Origin of the sequence: Parachryseolinea silvisoli, from assembly GCF_021190955.1 — a bacterium.
Classification (GTDB): Bacteria; Bacteroidota; Bacteroidia; order Cytophagales; family Cyclobacteriaceae; genus Ohtaekwangia; species Ohtaekwangia silvisoli.
Map to the genome: position 1 here is coordinate 298,997 of NZ_JAIOAO010000003.1, position 15,041 is coordinate 314,037.

A 15,041-nucleotide genomic window follows, 5' to 3' on the forward strand; every position below is an offset into this window, starting at 1 on the left:
CCATCAAAGGCACAACCGACGAACGAAACCATTTTATGCATGACTCGAATCGTTTATCCGAAGTTTGAAACGAATTAACGTATCTTTATGGCGAGGAATATTGTATGGCCCCCGAAGGTAAGTCGAATGATCCGCTCCATGGATTAACATTAGAAAAAATAGTAACCCACCTTGTGGAAAGTTATGGTTGGGAAACATTAGCCGAAGAGATCCGGATCAATTGCTTCATGCACGAGCCTTCGGTAAAATCCAGTCTCAAGTTTCTTCGAAAAACACCCTGGGCCCGTACAAAGGTTGAAGACTTTTATAAGTATTCACTTCGTAAAAACAAGCTTAAGTAGGGACTTTTTTTCTGGAGGGCATTATTTCTGAAAAGTTTGGGCCCATCGTTCAAGCGTACTTACGAGTTGATCCAGGTTTATAGGCTTGCTTACATAATCGTTCATACCCGCCTGTAAACACATTTCGCGATCGCCCTGCATAGCATTGGCGGTCATGGCAATGATTAAGGGCTGTGTTCCTGAAAGCGTGCGTATTTTTTGAGTTGCTTCAAGGCCATCCATTCCAGGCATTTGTATATCCATCAATATCAAATCGTATTTCGTTTTAAGAAATGCTTCGATCACTTCGTTTCCGTTTGATACAACATCTGCCTGATAACCCAGTTTTGCCAATACACGAACAGCAAGCTTCTGATTAATCGGATTATCGTCCGCGATAAGGATATGCAAAGGGTATTGTTTGGCAAAATCGGCATGGAGTTTCTGACCGTTTTTTCTGTCGGATGCGGAGCTGTCGTATTTATGCAAACTTATAAGAATACTTTTGGAAAGTACGTTCTGCTTCACAGGCTTACTTAATACGACAGAGAAAATGGGGTGATATTTTTCATTTCGCTCATTGCCAATAGAACTCATAAGAATTACGGGAAGACCCGGATATAGATCATGGATGGATTCGCCCAGTTGAAGACCATCTATTTCAGGCATCTGCATATCGGTAAGTACCAGGTCGAAGCCCGGACTTTCCGATAAGATCTCTAATGCATGCTTTGCTGAAAAAGCTAAGATGGGTTTAAGTTTCCAATGTTCCAGTTGGTTGTTCAGCATCAAACGATTGGTTTGATTATCATCGACCACGAGAACCTTTTTTCCTTCGACACTTGCCATATCATGGTGAACATAGGTTTGTGCCGATTTTTCACCAGGTTTTGTCGACAGCGTGAAAAAGAATGTAGTGCCTTTCCCTACCGTGCTTTCTATCCATATTTGGCCTCCCATTAACTCAACGAGCTTCTCGGTAATGGCCAGCCCTAAACCTGTGCCTCCATATTTGCGGGTGGTTGAAGCGTCAACTTGGGAAAATGCTTTAAACAGACGGTTTAATTTGTCTTCCGGTATTCCTATTCCTGTATCGCGTACGTCAAATCCCAGGGTTAGCAGGGCATCCTCTCTTTTGCGCAAATGAACGCCTAAAAAAATTTCTCCCTGGTGTGTAAATTTGATAGCATTTCCTACAAGGTTCAGAAGTACCTGGCGTAGTCGCAGACTATCTCCGATAATTTGGTCGGGAACATCGGTGTCCATCTGATAGATCAGGTCTAATCCTATCGTGGACGCTTTACTGGCGAACATATCCAAAACCTCTTCTATACACGTGCGCAAATCGAAATCTTTTTCTTCCAGCTCCATTTTACCGGATTCTATCTTCGAAAAGTCCAGAATATCGTTGATAACGCCGAGCAAATTTTCGCCCGAGCTTTGGATGATCGCGGTGTATTCGCGTTGCTCGAGTGTAAGAGAGGTTTCGGCCATCAGCGAAGCCATGCCGATGACACCGTTCATGGGGGTACGGATCTCATGACTCATGGTGGCGAGAAAAATACTTTTGGCATGATTGGCTTTTTCGGCTTCCTGGCGAGCCGCTTCTGCCTCTTCATGTTTGTTTATGATCTCCTTCTTCTGTTGCTGAAGCACTTCATTCATGCTTTTTAGAGACTCTGTTTGCGCCTGAAGTTTGCTATTGAGCGTCTGCATATTTACGGCTTGTTCCACCAGTGCCTCTTTTTGTTCAATGACCTCAGCCGTTCGCTGTTTTACCTGTTTGTCCAGCTCTGCTTTTTGTTTCGTGATTACATTAAGCCTTATTCTTAAGAAAAGGAGAACTCCCCCCGTTGTAGCGAGCCCTACGAGGGCTCTAAACCACCACGTAAGCCAAAAAGGTGGAGGAATAGTGATGTCGATCGAAGTGCCTTGTTCATTCCAGAAGCCATCATTGTTGGATGCCTTTACCTTGAATACATATTCTCCGGGATTGAGGTTGGTATAGGTGGCCGAATTTTGTGTACCCGCGTAAATCCACTCTTTATCGAAGCCTTCCATCTTATAGGCGTATTGATTTTTTTCCGGACTTATATAGTTCAGTACCGAAAATTCAAAAGAGAACACAGATTGTTTATGCGAAAGGGTGACTTCTTTTACTTCACCGATATGCTTTTTTAAAGGCGAATCTTCACCGATCTCCACCGGTTTATTAAAGAGCTGAAAACCGGTGATGTAGACCGGGGGCATGTCACGATTGTCTTTAACGCTATCTGGATGGAAGAAGTTAAACCCATTATTTCCACCGAACATCATTTTGCCATCGCGGGTTTTAAGCGCAGCATTTTGAATAAACTCATTCCCTTGTAAGCCATCGGTGGCCTGGTAATTCCTTACCTTGTTTGATTTATAATTAAATTTGAATATTCCTTCCAGTGTGCTTATCCAAAGGTTGGCATGGTCATCTTCAATAATGGATTGAATAACGTTGTTAGGGAATCCGTTTTTAGTAGTAAAAACCCGGGCTGTGCCAGTTTGCGGGTCAAACAGGTTTAGACCATTCATTGTACCAATCCAAAGGTTACCAGCCAGATCTTCAAATATTGAAAGGATGTTGTTATTGCTCAGACTTCTTGGTCTATCGTCACTGTAATACCTGGTAAAGTTGTTGCTGGCGGGGTCAAATAAATTCAAGCCACTCTCCGTTCCGATCCATAAATTTTTATTTTTATCCTCATAAATAGCGGTGACTACATTGCTGCTTAGGCTTTTGTCATTGTCCGCGTCAAATTTATATTGTGTAAACCGGCCACTTGCTCTATCCATTAGATTAAGACCGCCAACGTGGGTACCGATCCATAAATTTCCTTTACTGTCTTCAAAAATGTCCCAGGCATTGTTATGACTTAAACTGCTTTTGTCATTAGGATCATGTTTGTAATGAGTGAATTTATTGTTTTTCCTGTCATACTTGGTAATGCCTTCGAGGTATGCACTGGTCCAGATATTTTTCTGACGGTCTTCGTACACACAGATGATCACGTTGCTGCTGATGGTGTTGGCATCTTTGGGATCATGTCTAAAGTATATAAATGTATTTGTAGACGGGTCAAACAGGTTAACCCCGCCACCGTCGGTGGCAATCCATATTTTTCCATCCGTATCTTCACAGAAACCTTTAATATTGTTATGACTAAGACCTGCAGAACAAGGCTCCTGTTGATAGTGTTGGAATTTTTCCAACCGTGGATTGCAATAATTGACCCCGCCTCTGTGCACGCCGAACCACAGCGTGCCCGTGCGGTCTTCGTAGATCGCTGAAACGGTGTTGTTGCTGATGCTGTTTCTGTTCGCGACGTCGTGCGCATAAGTTTCAAAAGTTCTTTTGATCGGGTTAAAAAGATTCAGCCCTCTGTTTTCTGTTCCTATCCATATGTTACCCTTGCGATCTTTGTACATGGAATATATCATGTCGGCACTGATACTTTCCGGGCGACGAAAGTCGTGTGTGTAAGCCAGGGTAAAGGCTTCCTTTTTGCGGTCAAACAAAACCAGTCCATTACCCCATGTAGCGACCCATAAATTTCCGTAACGATCTTCCACTATGGAAGAGATTCGGGTTTGTTCGTAGTGCTTAAATTTCTTTTTTTTTCGATCAAAAAGATACAACCCGAGAGCACGTGCTCCTATCCAGAGATTGCCTTGCGTGTCTTCATACAAACAAGTTGTCGGAATGTCGGTGATGTGTTCGATTTTGTGCTCCTGGTTTAAAACATACACTCCGTCGGCCGTACCAATCCAGAGGTCTTTATGGCTATCTTCGAGGATGGTATAAACCAGGCTTTCCGGGTGATCAGGACCCAGGGGAAACCGTGTGAAGGTATCCATATCCCGATTATATAAATTAAGTCCGCCGCGCGTTCCGATCCACAGATTTTTATCTTTATCTTCATAGATCACAGTGATCATGTTATTGCTCAAACTACTGGAATCTTCGGCATCATTTTTATAAACGGTTATTTTTTCTCCGTCGTATTTATTGAGACCATTGTTCGTTCCAAACCACATGAACCCCTTATGGTCCTGGCCAATACATATACCATGATTTTGTGATAGTCCCTGTTCGCTGGTAATGTGATGGAAAACCAGTCGTTGATTTTGTCCACAGACATTGAAAAAGAGAAATACACTCAAGACTATGAGAAGGGGCTTTCTTTTCATCAAATACGCCGTTAAAAAATACGCTTGTCTATAAAAGATAACCTAATGAAGCAACAAGTTGCGGTTTGGATTTTCGCCGAATAGATACTTCGAAGCATAGGCAGCTTAAATGCCCGGCCTCACCCATTGGCTCTACCAACCTTGCCAATGGCTGCATGAGAAAGATAAGACCTCCTTTTGAGAATAGGAACAGCTAACCACATTTTTTACACTCAAAAAAAGTCTCAATAACCTTCTCTGCGTCAGTCGGCATTTTGTGTTCCCGAGACTCCCCGGAGTGGGCATACCCCGCCGCACTGTTGGACGGCTTCATGCTCCAGGGGCGGCGGAGATCACGCGAAACGTACCGCTAGCCAAATGGTTGATAAGCGGAGGGGAGTACAGCGGTGGTTCAGTCAGAAAATCGATGTCGGCTAAGAATACCGGCCTATCGACCGGAAATTTATTGCGGATCTCAGCAGAGCTCTATGCCGCACACAGGAGCATTGGTCAGATTAGACGCGACATCTCAATACCAGATACTACTGAAGTTTCGAAATTGACACCGCCTTTTGTTGTGATTCCGTCGGTATGTTTACGCATAGTATGGTGAAGATTTATTCGATGCACACGGTTATGAATACAATATTAAGTTTCTATATTTATATACTCCCCGCGGATTTGGCTGATATCGTGTGTTCCCGGGAGTGCGTCTGTTTTCTTTTGATTTCGCAGGGATCTTTTCATTTGCGATGTAAGTAAATTAACAACACTGTCTATGGAAAAAATCTGTTCGCCTTTTCGTTGCTGCTGTGGGCGGCGCGTCGTGTCAATGGCTGTGTGCCATAGGCAATAGCCCCTGTTCTGGGGCAATGATCCTTCCGGAAGTGCCGACGGTACTTCTGCGGTATTGTATTGCTAAACCCTAAAAAATACCCTTATGAAAAAACTTAGTTGGCTTTTTTATGTTGCTTCGCTGGCGGTCACGATGATGGGCTGTCGGGAAAACGAACCGGCGGTTCCCGGAAAGATACGGTTTACGCTAAGCGCCGGTGTAGTGACCGATCCAGCCGGGCGTACGCTGGCCTCTCTGCCTCAGGGTGCTTCGGTGTACGTCAGCATTCGCCGGGTGAGTGGCGATGAGGTATATACCTTGCAACAAGTCACACTCCTTAAAATGGGCGATGCCTATGTCAGCGAGCCTTTGACCCTGCCGGGAGGAAACTACGAGCTTACTGACTTCCTGGTGAGCAATGCGGCCGGCGATGTGGTGTATGCCACGCCGAAGGAGGGGGCCGACATGGCTTCCTGGGTAGACGACCCGTTGCCGGTAGCCTTTGCCGTGAGCGACGATGCCCTTGCGCAGGTAGAGGTAGAAGTTGTGCCCGTAGGCATTCACACGCCCGAACAGTTCGGATACGTATCGTTCCGCGTCAACGTCGTGCCGTACCCGTTCTTTAAACTTTCGGTTTTTCGACCCGACAGCGCCGGGCTGGCCTTTTCGGCGGCGCACGCATACGTGGTTGAAAGCGGCGATACGCTTTACAACCGGTTGCTGCCGGCCCGGACGAATGATGTTGCGTTTTCGGGAAATCCCGAAGGGACGTATACGCTCGTGCTGAACGTGCCCGGACATGCCACATACCGCAGAACGTTTGTACTACAAGAATTGCTGGCAGAACTTAACGGCGAGCCGCTGCAGGTGACGCTTGTAGAGGCTCTCACGTTTACCGCGTTGCCGTACGCATCAGGACCGGACATCACAGAGCCGTACATCTTCTGGATCTCGATGGAGGCTGGTGTGCCCCAGACACCATTCACGATCGATTGGGGAGATGGCACTGTCGAACAACTTTACGATCCGACCTACTTGCAGTTTGGGCATAGATATCCCGCGGTGGGTCGTTATCACGTCAGTGTGTCCGGCGATCTGGCGTCGGTCGGCCGATTGGGAATCGTTTTCCCCTGGGGCGTGAACGACGATGTCGTGGTGCGTGCCTTGCCGGAGCTGATAAGCTTGTCGCTTGCCTGGGCAGGGGTGGGCGACTCCCTGGATATTTCACAAAACACCAAGTTGGAGTCTCTGGGACTGAACAGCACCGGCATTCAATATTTTAATGTACGCAACAATCCCCGGTTAACGTATATCGAACTTTCCGATAATGTAGGTTTCCCGCCGGCTGTGCTGAACGAGATCATCGGCGATGTTTACCACCACGCCGTGGCCCGTCACACAAGCGAGGGCTGGTTGGAGCTGGACGCTCCCGATGGCAGCGAGACAATGATCGGACCGCTGTCGGTAACGGCCGTGGATCAGCTGCGGCAACTGCATGACGAGTATGGCTGGACAATTGTTCCGGATCCGTTCTGATAAAAACTTGTAAGTATATATAATCTCCCGGTCCTGGTATGCGCAGGCCGGGAGCTTTACCTGAAGTAAAAAAATATTATTTGGCTGTCAAAAAACTAAATTCCCCATACGTGCCCGGTCATTATGGAATAATTCGGTTGACTTTCTCAAATTTGTGTGGTCTTTTTTTTGTCCTAACTTGTTGCCGACTAATGGCACAAACTGAAACTATTTGGCTCGTTGATGTCGGCTACATTACTCGGGCTAGCCGTGGACGCGGCAAGATTGACTACTTGAAGGTGCGGGCATTTCTGGAGAAACGATTCGACAACCCTTGCGGTACCATAATTTTTAACGGAGTAGATAAGCACTATGGCATTGACCATGGATTGAAGCAATTCTATCATACCATGGAACAATCCGGTGTTGTTGTTAAACTCTATGAGATGGAGGGCGGGGCGCAGAAACAGGTTGATGTCGCGATTGCTAGCTACATAGTCTATTATGCGATGAAGGGAAACTTAGTTGTCTTATCGACAGGCGATAGAGATTTTGTACCGGCAATTCAGCTTGCCAGCAATCAGGGTGGAGCTGTCGCATTGATGACATATGATTTTGGAGTGCATGGAGACCTGATAAATCTTGCACGCGAGCGCTTACTCTTTGAGAGCTTTCCAGAGATATTGAGATGATCAATTCGTTTGTAGTGAGAATAGCTCAATTAAAACTTGCCTTGAATTCCTGGGGTGAAAAGCTCGTCTTGGCCTTGAACAATCTACTGAATGACTGTGGGTGTTCAAATCCCAGAGCATAAGCCACCTCACTCACCGAAAGATTTGTTGTAGCGAGTTTCTCCTTGGCATGCTCGATCAGCTTGCTGTGAATGAACTGTTGTGTGGTTTGCCCTGTCAGTGTCTTAAGTAGTCCGCTTAAATAGCCGGGAGAAATATTCAATGTAGAGGCAACGTACTGCACCGTGGGAAGGGCTCCAGTTACTAATGCATCGTTGTTGAAGTACGCATTTAATAAATCTTCCAGGCGATGGAGTGTTGTGTGGTTGGGAATTTTACGTGTGATAAACTGTCGCTGATAAAACCGATCGGCGTATGTTAGGAGCAACTCGAGTTGCGCCAGGATCACAGGCTCGCTAAACTTGTCGATATTGGCCTCATACTCTTGTGCCATGCTCTGCATGACGCTCAGGACGGTCGTTTCTTCCTTTTCGGAAAGAAACAATGCTTCGTTTACTGCATAGCTGAAATACTCATATTGCCGAATGTTCTTGGCCAGCGGCGTATTCCACAAAAAGTCGGGATGGATGAGCAATATCCAGCCCGATCGGTTGGCCTGTCGCCCTTCGAGATCAATTTCAAAAACCTGGCCAGGCGACATAAAAAACAAAATACCACCATCGAAACCGCCTTGCTGCTGACCATATTTCATTTTCGCTTTGAAATTCCGGTCAAGTAGGATAGAATAAAAATCAAACATTAAACTCATCTCTGCCTTGCAGGGTAACACGACATCGTTGTAGTCGATCACGCTGATCGAAGGATGCTCCGGCGTAGAAAGCCCCATTACGGCATGATATTCACTGATTGTTTTTATCCTATGAAGCACTTTATTTTTCATAACAGATCACTCACCCATGGAACCGGCATCTCGCAAAACCAGTTCCAACTTCCGTACTAAATTTTGGGGTTGCTCGCGCATGGCGTAGTGTCCCCCTTCCAGTGTATAAATTCTCCAGTTCCGTGCCCGCGCTCTGACGACGCCCATCTTGTCCGTCGCGCTATTGCTCTTCCCTCCTTTAGTCATCAAAATAAAGGCAGTTGGAATTTTCTTCACAAGGGCGTTGCTTATCCGGAGTGGTTCCGTAAAAGTCTTTAACGGTTGCGGCACGTCTGACGGCTGTGCTGAAGTGGTGGTACCAAAGGGATATAGAACATAACCATCTTTGATATGAGGCTTTATTAGGATATTCCACAACTCACCACACACTACCTGCGCACTTTCGCCATCGTTGGGCACCATGGCGTCCAAATAGACAAGCTGTCTGATGCGTTCAGGCATTTGCTCGGCTACGCCAGAAATTACCATGCCGCCATAGCTATGGCCTACCAAAATGATGTCATGGAGGTTTTCGAATTTTATGACGTTTATGATATCCGTAATATATGTGCTCAGGTTGATGTCGGTATTCGACAGGTGTACACGTTCTCCAAGCCCGGTAAGCGTCGGGCGGTAAACGATATGCCCCTCGGCCGTCAATAGGGAGTCGACCCGGGTGTAGTCCCAGCCACCGTCCCATGCCCCTGGTACGAATAGAAAAATGCGGGGTTTACGCATTTGACCCTGGCACGCAACTGAAAGTGCCACGCATACGAGAAGCAGTATCTTTTTCATGTGGTTTGGTTTATACAATAAATCTTGAATTGATGCTGCAAAGCTGCAGAGGATTATAAACCGTGACGTAACCGAATTGCACTTTGTTGTAACCAAAAATAGAGAGGCGACCTCCTGATCACGATTATCGACCATGCCGCGCACACGTGGGGCAAGGATAGGCTTCCTGCCTTGATAACTTCTTATGGTAATACTCATCGCGCTGAACGTAAGCGAAGCTTATTTTGAAAATGGCTGGTGGAACCATGTTGATCGATTCTATTGAAGAGGGTTGGAGCCAGTCACTCACCGGGCAACGGCCGGTGTTACCGGAAACGGCTGACGCAGGCCTATGACAAGGCCGAGGCTGGCTTTCTGACGGACAGGTTTTCAGGATTTGGGCACCATCAACGCAATTTTTGCGGAAATTGGTACAAATCAACACCGATCCTTAAAATCAACACTGTGATGGTCATTAAGTACCCGACTAACCCTGAGGACAAACAAAAATTATTAGTTTTGTTTACTAATTTATTTAGTTTTCTTAAATTTGAAGAAAGATTAAGAAAATGGGAGCAGCGATAAAAATAGCCTCGGGATTCGTTGGAACCGACGTTGAGGCCGCCCTGGAAGAAATGATCCGAGTAGTGGCATCCTTGAACGAGCACCGCAGGATTGCCGTCGAAGGAGTTTTAAACGATGTGCGCGGATATGTTGGTCAGCAGTTGTCGATGGATGTTTCCGCGCAGCAGCTGGAACAGATACAGGTGCAGTTGGTGGCATTCAAAGAATCGAATTTGCCACCCCGGTTTTGTAAGACAGTTTTTGCCGAGGCCCGCAAGCGTGGCCCGGGTTATACGCATTACCTGAATTTCACGCAGGATATTCACAAAATCATACTCGGCGTGCTCCGTTCGGCGCAACTGGAGCTCGGCATTGGTGGCTTCGCGCCGTCTGCAGAGTGGCACCCAGGAGTGCTGTCTGTGGTACGATAGTACATATAGCAACTCCGACATAACACGTCGGGGAGACCAAGCGTTGGCGAAAGAAATTGTAGGAATCGGAATGTATTTTCCGAGCAATCTGTTGCTAAACATTACATAACGGTAGAAAGGGGGCCTCAAATTGAAGTTATAGCCTTAGCTTTATAGTAAGTTATTATATACTATGATACGGCTATTATTCCTCCTCGCCCTTTGCTTGGCCCTCTTTGTCACTCGGTCAAACGCGCAGGAAGTTTGCAACAACGGCTATGACGACGATGGCGACGGCTTTATTGACTGCTACGACCAGGATTGTCGATATAACATTTCGTGCGCTGACTTCTTTTTGACAGATGCTGATTGTGGGGTTAAGCCTGATGCTTTCCCGCCGATCGAGGCGAAGCTCAAGTATAGTTCCGGTGCTGGCGGCCCTGCTAACCACGTCAACCAGATCGTTGCCGGTGATATCGATGGAGACGGTCACACCGAGCTTGTAACAACCTACAACAATTACAATAGTGGCGCCGGGGCTTCCATCAATAAGATAAACATATTTGGAGTGCCTTCAGCGACATCGGGTACGCTTACCCTGAAGAGCTCGATCAATGTCCCCCAGGCCATCCCGAATGAAGGGATAGGATATGAAGATATTGCCACGGCAGACATCGACGGAGACGGGTGTGCAGAGATCTTTGTCATCACGAAGAATTTGGGCACCGAATCCACGTTCCGGATTGTAGCCTACGATTGTAATCAGACTCCGCTCTGGACCAGTGCGGTCTTGCCTTTTCAGCCCGGGTTGATCGGGCTGGCCGATTTTGATCATGATGGATTGGTAGAATTATATACACGCACGCAGATTTATGATGCGCACACCGGAGGATTGTTAGGCCAATATGTCGTAGACGCCAGTAATTGGGGTAAGAACAGCAATGCCCCCATCGCGGTAGATATCATTCCGACTTCCGCTAATCTGGAGTTAGTAGCCGGTGGCAGGATATATGGTGTTGTCATTAATCGGACAACCATGATTGCGACCGTGACACCCCTCCAGCAAATTTCGCAATACTTTACCCGTACGAACCGACTTGCGAGCAACCCCACCAGTATTGTCGACTTTAATCAGGATGGCTACCTGGACGTGCTGACCACAGGTTCGGAAAATAAATATGACGATAACACAACCATCTTCTTTTGGGATATTCACAACAATGTTGTGAAGAAATACGCCGATTTTATTGGTACAGGCCCCGACGCCAGGGGTGGACGAAATGGATCCGGTCGTATCAGCATTGCCGACGTTGACGGCGATGGATCGCCGAATGCTGTTTATGTATCTGGGACGTATATGTATGCTTTAAAAGAGGGTGCCACCAGCCTGCAACTGCTTTGGCGTGTGACAATAGCCGAGGGAACATCGGGCATTACCGGTGTGACAACGTTTGACCTGGATGGCGACGGTCGGGCCGAGGTTATACACCGGGATGAAAATTACTTTTCCATCTATACCACGGCACTCAATGGTGTCGTCACGCGGAGTACACCCATCCGGTGCTCATCCCGCACGCAAAATGAATATCCTATTGTGGTGGACCTGGATGGCGACGGATCGGCGGAGATTTGTGTAACGTGTAGCACGTCGGACGCTGTGGCAGGAAAAGATCTTCCGCAGTACGATGTCGGGGAAGTGCGTGTATACGAGTCCGCGAATAGGCCCTGGCTGCCAGCACGGAAGGTGTGGAACCAACATGGTTACTTCGTTGTCAATGTTAACGATAACCTGACAATCCCCCGCGTGCAACAATTGCATCACCTGGCCTTCGCTCATGATGCGCCCTGCAAACCGGGACTTAACCGGCCGTTAAATACATTTATGAGTCAAACAACGTATTTGGATGTATTTGGCTGCCCGTCTTTTCCCACGCCGAACCTGGCTTTTGTTCCTTTCAGTGAAGCGAAGTTGATTGATTATATCCCCGTCACCTGTTTGGACGAGAGCCTTCAGGTCACTTTTAAATACGCCAACCCGGGTACCGCCACCATCGACGGTACGGTGCAAATCAGTTTTTATCAGGGAGATCCAACACCAGACCCCTCATTTGCTACGCACTTGGGTACAAAGGCCTTTGAGCTTTCGGACATGCATCCTGGGGATACGATCACTACCACGGCGTATGTGAAGAATCCGGGAGGGATATTTGATCTATACCTCGTGGTAAACGGCGATGGAACGACCCTTCCTTTGAACCTATCGGCACAATCCGGCGATATTGTTGAGTGTGATTACTCTGACAATATTATTCAGGTCAAGATCATCCCGAACGCCGTGCCGCTTGTGGCGGAAGTTATTCAAGATAACCTCTCGTGTATAACGGCGCCCGGGCTGCCCTTCACGCCGAACAGTGGTGTGCTAAAAGCCTATGTCCCTGTAGGCAACAGTCAGGATGTTGCTAATTTTGATTTCTATTGGTTCAATGGGGCGATGGTTAAGCCACAGGCTGACTACATGGGGCCATTTTATGTAAACCTGGCATCGGGCGCTTACACGGTTTACGCCGTCCATAAAACGTTGGATTGTGTATCGGATACGACATCCGCCATGGTTGGCCAGGCCTTTTCCAGGGTTGACGCCCGTATCGTACTGGAAAGGGAGCTTGACGATGACGTGCATCCCAACGGCGCGCTTCGGGCCGTTGTCAACGATTTGGATAACGATGGCGTTGGCGACCCGGAAGATAATTTCGAGTATGCCTGGTATACCGGCCTGGAGATTTTTGCCGACGATACTTTGGGAACGGATCACATCCTGAGGGGACTTGATGTGGGTACATATTCTGTACTGGTTTCCGATAAGGCCACCGGGTGTTTAGATTCCGCCTATGCTACGATACGCCCGAAACCAATCCAGGAAATTGTATTAAGTACCGAGGAAGAGGGCGGCGTGCCCGGGGTGTCACTGTATCCTAACCCTGGAGCCGAGCGCTTTACCATTCTCATCGACAATGGATACGTAGGGGATGTTCACCTGCAGGTGCAATCGATCATGGGCAACGAGGTGTACAAAACATTTGCTGGCTACAAAGGAACAAGAACATTGGAAGTGCCTGTGGAGTCGCAGAAACTTAAGCCCGGTGTATACCTGATCAAGGTCTCCCTCGGCACAGTGACTACGCACAAGAAGTGGACGAAGCTCTAAGGTTTGTCGGGCTGATGCGCGGTTTTGTTCTGAATGAACAGAAGTGACATACATGCTCCTATGAATGCAAGTCCCGCCGAGATGAGCATGATCTTCTTATAGGCTTCGATGAAGCTTTCGTGATAATATCGTTCTATTTTTTCTTTTGCTGTATTGTCAATTTCTTTAGGCACCGCGGCATTTCCCAGATTTACCGCCTGGGCCATCACGGCCTGTCGCGACGTGCCCGATAGATCTGCGTCGCGCAGGCGTGCCTGCAGTGCCATGGAAAAGAGCATTACGGCCAGGGCGCCGAAAATGGCATTGGCCAGGACATTGGAAATGCGTGTGATGGCATTGTTAATGCCCGACGCTGTCCCCGAATATTGCTGACTGACAGAGCCCATCACGGTCGACGTCAGGGGAGCTACGGTAATCGACATTCCCAGCCCGAAGACAAGTATCCCCGGAAAATAGGTGACCCAATAGTCGGCAACGCCACGGGTCTGGCCGACAAAGGCGAGCAACAGCAGGCCTATGCCCGCCGTTGCGGGGCCGATGATCAGAAACAACCGGGGGTCCGTATTTGTCGGCGAGCTTGCCGGAGAACTTCGCCAGGGTGATCATCAACAGTGTAAAGGGTAAGAAGGTGAGGCCCGACTGCAATTGTGTATAGCCTTGTACCTGAACCAGGTTCAGCGAGAGGAAAAGCATACCGGTGCCAAGGCCGGCGTAGAGAAAGAATGTGAGGAGGTTGGCGCCACTAAAGGTGCCGTTGTTGAACAGGTTCAACGGCATCATGGGATATTTGCTGACCTTCTCGATGGCGATAAATGCAATCAGCAAAATGGTGCCGGCGATCAAAGGCAAGTAGACATGCCAATGGTAAATGCCTTTTTCCGGCATACTCAGACAGCCAAAAGTAAGGGCGGCAAGGCCCAATGCAATCACGATGGCGCCAAGGATATCAATGGAAGGATTACTGTTCTCGGCGTTGGTCTCATCGACCTTTGTCCAAAGGATGAAGAATGCTGCGATACCGATGGGAACATTGATAAAAAAAATGTAACGCCACAGGCCGGCGTCAGCTAAGGCGCCACCTAAAATGGGACCGCCCACGGTCACGATGGTCGTAGCAGACGACCAGGTACCAATGGCTTTACCACGTTCAGTCTCATCGATCGCAGAGGAGATAAGCGCCAGGCTACCGGGAATCATGAAGGCACCGCCGATGCCTTGCATGAGGCGATATACAATCAGTAGAAAAACGGTGTTCGCAGTTCCGCACAATCCCGAACCCACTACGAACATGACGATGCCTACCATGAATATTTTCTTGCGTCCCAACGTGTCGCTCAAGGAACCTCCTACGAGTATGAGGGAGGCCAACATCAGCAGGTAAGCATTCAGTATCCAAAACAAGTCGCCACTGGTGGCCTGCAGGCCATCTTGTAAAGCAGGCAGCACCACGTTTAACGCGGTGGCGTCAATAAATGCCATCGCCGATGCTATGATGGCCGCTAACATTACCCATACGCCTTTGGCGCTGTTCAGTTTCACCGTTGCCATCGTGTTTTTCGATTTGGCGTTTGATCCATGACGTTAAAGATAACAAGTCTTTGGTGAGG

10 protein-coding genes are annotated in these 15,041 nt (G+C 47.8%); 5 read left to right on the forward strand and 5 right to left on the reverse strand.

Going from position 1 to position 15,041, the window contains the following annotated elements:
* The first annotated feature begins 104 nt into the window (after positions 1-104).
* Entirely contained in the window at positions 105-341 is a 237-nt protein-coding gene (locus K7P01_RS18635; protein WP_267295820.1) for a VF530 family protein, read from the forward strand.
* Between the two features lie 21 nt (positions 342-362).
* Here the strand turns inward: K7P01_RS18635 and K7P01_RS18640 are convergent, their stop codons facing one another.
* A complete protein-coding gene (locus K7P01_RS18640; protein WP_267295822.1) occupies positions 363-4,541 on the reverse strand; it encodes a hybrid sensor histidine kinase/response regulator in 4,179 nt (1,392 codons plus the stop codon).
* A 919-nt stretch (positions 4,542-5,460) separates the two neighbouring features.
* On the opposite strand from K7P01_RS18640, the gene K7P01_RS18645 reads away from it, so the two are divergent.
* Both K7P01_RS18645 and K7P01_RS18650 read left to right on the forward strand, forming a co-directional pair.
* Positions 5,461-6,891: a hypothetical protein gene (locus K7P01_RS18645; protein ID WP_267295824.1), complete on the forward strand. Its 1,431-nt coding sequence runs from the start codon at positions 5,461-5,463 to the stop codon at positions 6,889-6,891.
* A 191-nt stretch (positions 6,892-7,082) separates the two neighbouring features.
* Positions 7,083-7,562 (forward strand): NYN domain-containing protein, encoded by a 480-nt coding sequence (locus K7P01_RS18650; protein ID WP_267295826.1) that lies wholly within the window; start codon positions 7,083-7,085, stop codon positions 7,560-7,562.
* Between the two features lie 25 nt (positions 7,563-7,587).
* Here K7P01_RS18650 and K7P01_RS18655 read toward each other — a convergent pair whose 3' ends face one another.
* Together K7P01_RS18655 and K7P01_RS18660 are read right to left on the reverse strand one after the other, a co-directional pair.
* The gene (locus tag K7P01_RS18655) at positions 7,588-8,502 is read right to left on the reverse strand and encodes a helix-turn-helix domain-containing protein (RefSeq protein WP_267295828.1); all 915 of its coding nucleotides are present in this window, start codon (positions 8,500-8,502) and stop codon (positions 7,588-7,590) included.
* Positions 8,503-8,508: 6 nt separating this feature from the next.
* A complete protein-coding gene (locus K7P01_RS18660; RefSeq protein WP_267295830.1) occupies positions 8,509-9,276 on the reverse strand; it encodes an alpha/beta fold hydrolase in 768 nt (255 codons plus the stop codon).
* A 548-nt stretch (positions 9,277-9,824) separates the two neighbouring features.
* On the opposite strand from K7P01_RS18660, the gene K7P01_RS18665 reads away from it, so the two are divergent.
* Both K7P01_RS18665 and K7P01_RS18670 read left to right on the forward strand, forming a co-directional pair.
* Positions 9,825-10,250 carry a hypothetical protein gene (locus K7P01_RS18665; RefSeq protein WP_267295832.1) on the forward strand — a complete coding sequence of 142 codons (426 nt, stop codon included), beginning with the start codon at positions 9,825-9,827 and terminating at the stop codon, positions 10,248-10,250.
* A gap of 172 nt (positions 10,251-10,422) precedes the next feature.
* Positions 10,423-13,434, forward strand: a complete 3,012-nt coding sequence (locus tag K7P01_RS18670) for an FG-GAP-like repeat-containing protein (protein ID WP_267295834.1) — start codon at positions 10,423-10,425, stop codon at positions 13,432-13,434.
* On the opposite strand, the gene K7P01_RS18675 is transcribed toward K7P01_RS18670, so the two are convergent.
* The gene (locus K7P01_RS18675) at positions 13,431-13,820 is read right to left on the reverse strand and encodes an MFS transporter (RefSeq protein WP_267295836.1); all 390 of its coding nucleotides are present in this window, start codon (positions 13,818-13,820) and stop codon (positions 13,431-13,433) included. The two genes, K7P01_RS18670 and K7P01_RS18675, sit on opposite strands and share 4 nt — an antisense overlap.
* Positions 13,774-14,982, reverse strand: coding sequence for an MFS transporter (locus K7P01_RS18680; protein ID WP_267295838.1), 1,209 nt, complete (start codon positions 14,980-14,982; stop codon positions 13,774-13,776). The genes K7P01_RS18675 and K7P01_RS18680 overlap by 47 nt, the downstream gene beginning before the upstream one ends.
* Positions 14,983-15,041: the final 59 nt, after the last annotated feature.

Coding starts and splice junctions, on each gene's coding strand:
- K7P01_RS18645 (WP_267295824.1), top strand. CDS start 5,461: ATGAAAAAACTTAGTTGGCTTTTTTATGTTGCTTCGCTGGCGGTCACG.
- K7P01_RS18660 (WP_267295830.1), bottom strand. CDS start 9,276: ATGAAAAAGATACTGCTTCTCGTATGCGTGGCACTTTCAGTTGCGTGC.
- K7P01_RS18655 (WP_267295828.1), bottom strand. CDS start 8,502: ATGAAAAATAAAGTGCTTCATAGGATAAAAACAATCAGTGAATATCAT.
- K7P01_RS18675 (WP_267295836.1), bottom strand. CDS start 13,820: ATGGGCTCTGTCAGTCAGCAATATTCGGGGACAGCGTCGGGCATTAAC.
- K7P01_RS18665 (WP_267295832.1), top strand. CDS start 9,825: ATGGGAGCAGCGATAAAAATAGCCTCGGGATTCGTTGGAACCGACGTT.
- K7P01_RS18635 (WP_267295820.1), top strand. CDS start 105: ATGGCCCCCGAAGGTAAGTCGAATGATCCGCTCCATGGATTAACATTA.
- K7P01_RS18680 (WP_267295838.1), bottom strand. CDS start 14,982: ATGGCAACGGTGAAACTGAACAGCGCCAAAGGCGTATGGGTAATGTTA.
- K7P01_RS18670 (WP_267295834.1), top strand. CDS start 10,423: ATGATACGGCTATTATTCCTCCTCGCCCTTTGCTTGGCCCTCTTTGTC.
- K7P01_RS18650 (WP_267295826.1), top strand. CDS start 7,083: ATGGCACAAACTGAAACTATTTGGCTCGTTGATGTCGGCTACATTACT.
- K7P01_RS18640 (WP_267295822.1), bottom strand. CDS start 4,541: ATGAAAAGAAAGCCCCTTCTCATAGTCTTGAGTGTATTTCTCTTTTTC.